At 67.7% G+C, this 2493-nt stretch carries 2 protein-coding genes; both read right to left on the bottom strand.

What is annotated here, in order from left to right; translation table 11 throughout:
- On the bottom strand, positions 1-887 hold an 887-nt coding region (gene sepH / locus ACAM49_RS39820), incomplete at its 3' end, for a septation protein SepH (protein WP_369640689.1).
- Positions 888-1119: 232 nt separating this feature from the next.
- The gene (serC, locus tag ACAM49_RS39815) at positions 1120-2244 is read right to left on the bottom strand and encodes a phosphoserine transaminase (protein WP_369640688.1); all 1125 of its coding nucleotides are present in this window, start codon (positions 2242-2244) and stop codon (positions 1120-1122) included.
- Positions 2245-2493 lie beyond the last annotated feature (249 nt).

The following is a 2493-nucleotide window of genomic DNA, read 5'->3' as shown; positions in this document are numbered from 1 at the left end:
GCGGGCTCGGCGGCCGGGGCCTGCGGGGCCGCGGGTGCCGGAACCGCCGGGGCGGGCTGCTCTTTCGCGGCCGGAGCCGGAGCGGGCGCCGGGGCGGCGGCCGTCACGGCCGGGACGGTGCCGTCGCCGACCGCGGCCCGCTGCTCGAAGTACTCCTCCGAGCTCTGCTGCTTGGCGACGCGGGCGGGCGCGGGCTCGTACTCGGCGACGCGCTCCTCACGCGGCGCGGGAGCGGGCGCCGGGGCCTCCTCCACCGCGATGTCGTTCTGGTCCGGCAGGATCGTCGCCAGGCCGCGCAGGGCCCGGCCGAAATCCGGATCGATCAGGTCCGAGGCCGGATCGTCGAGCGGCACCACCGAGCCGCCGTGCGCGTCCGGCTGGTAGCGCCAGTGCGCGGCGATCACGGAACGGCCCGCCTGCCACTGCAATTGGGCCACCCAGTAGCCCTTCTCGTCCTTCCAGGCGTCCCATTCGGCGACCTCGATATTGTGGCCGCGCTCGGCGAAGGCGGCCGACACGATCTCGATCAGGGTCTCCACGGCCGGACCGTCATTGCGGACCGGGTGCGCCTTCTGCGCCAGCTCGGCGGCCCGGGCGCGTTCCAGCAGAACGGGATACGCGAAACGCTCGACCCGCGACAGCGGCATGCCCGACTCTTCGGTGACCTGCTCCACCGAAGCACCCGCGCGGATACGGGCCTGGATATCGCGAGGACGCATCGTGGCTTCCGTTTCGATCTCGATTTGGCCGAATCGGGCAAGATCTCCGCGGGCAGCGGCGCGCAGTTTGTCATCGGCGGCGAGCCGGTACTTCTGGCCGCTCTCGGTATCGATGCACACGATGTGCGTGGAATCGGGCGTCAATCCGATCACTCGAAGTTCACGCACCGTTACCTCCTGTTCGCTGCGCAACTCACAGCTATAGCTAGGCTCGCGACACCGCCCACGTTCTGGAACAGTAGTGCACTTCTGTGAATCATGGGGCAAGACACGCGGCGTGGAAATCTGTTCCCAGACTTCCACGCCGCATTAGTGTGAGCGATTCGCCTCTGCGGCGAAACCGATTTCACGCTCTCGCGAAGATCGTGAGAAAACCGTGAACCGGAGCTGTTTTTACTGCTCAGCCGAGCTTTTCGACGACCCAGTCGATGCTGCGGGTCAGCTGCGAGACATCCTCGGGATCGATGGCCGGGAACATGCCGATGCGCAGCTGGTTACGACCCAGCTTCCGGTACGGCTCGGTGTCAACGATTCCGTTGGCGCGCAGCACCTTCGCCACCTGCGCGGCGTCCACGTTGTCGGCGAAGTCGATGGTGCCGACCACCTGCGAGCGCAGCGCCGGGTTCTGCACGAACGGCGTGGCGAATGCGCTGGTCTCGGCCCACGAGTACAGGCGCGAGGAGGAATCGGCGGTGCGCTTCACGGCCCAGTCCAGACCGCCATTGCCGTTCAGCCATTCGATCTGGTTGGCGAACAGCAACAGGGTGGCAAGCGCCGGGGTGTTGTAGGTCTGGTCCTTGGTGGAGTTGTCGATCGCGATCGGCAGCGAGAGGAATTCGGGGGTCCAGCGGCCCGAGTTCTTGATCTCCTCCACGCGCTCCAGCGCCTTCGGGCTCATCAGCGCGATCCACAGGCCGCCGTCGGCGGCGAAGCACTTCTGCGGGGCGAAGTAGTACACGTCGGTGTCGGCGATGTTCACCGGCAGGCCGCCCGCGCCGGAGGTGGCGTCGATGGCGATCAGGGCGTGGTCCGAGTTCGCCGGGCGCGACACCGGAATGGCGACACCGGTGGAGGTCTCGTTGTGGGCCCAGCCGATCAGGTCGACCGACGGGTCGGAGGTCGGCTCGGGCGCGTCGCCCGGCTCCGACTTCACCACGATCGGGTCACCGATGAACGGGTTGCCCTTGGCGACCGAGGCGAACTTCGAGGAGAACTCGCCATTGCTCAGGTGCAGCGACTTCTCGCGGATCAGGCCGAAGGCGGCGGCGTCCCAGAACGCGGTGGTGCCGCCGTTGCCCAGCACGACCTCGTAACCGTCGGGCAGGGAGAACAATTCGCGCAGACCGGAGCGCACCCGCGCCACCACGTCCTTGACCGGCTTCTGCCGGTGCGAGGTACCGAACACCGAAGCGCCGGTATCCACCAGGGACTGCAGCTGCTCGGGGCGGACCTTGGAAGGGCCGCAACCGAACCGTCCGTCGGCGGGCTTGAGATCGTCGGGGATGGTCGGGAACGCAGAGGTCATGGCGACAAGGGTAAAGGTGCCCTCACCCGCGTTCACCAGCGGGTAGGACCCGCAAAACAATTCCTGTCACCCGATTCGACAAACCCCGCGTATTGCTGTGTCGGCGACCACACAAGCACTACGGTTTACCGCCATGGACATGGCCGCACACGAGCGACCGAGCACCACCTCCGACCACCCGTCGGCTCCGGGCCCCAGCGCGTCCCCCAATCCCGGCCGCCCACACCGCGGTCCGGACGCCCCGCGCTC

This window comes from Nocardia sp. JMUB6875, from assembly GCF_041154655.1.
Lineage (GTDB): Bacteria > Actinomycetota > Actinomycetes > Mycobacteriales > Mycobacteriaceae > Nocardia.
The sequence above is the reverse complement of the archived record's forward strand: the minus strand, read 5'-3'. Positions and strand labels throughout refer to the sequence as shown.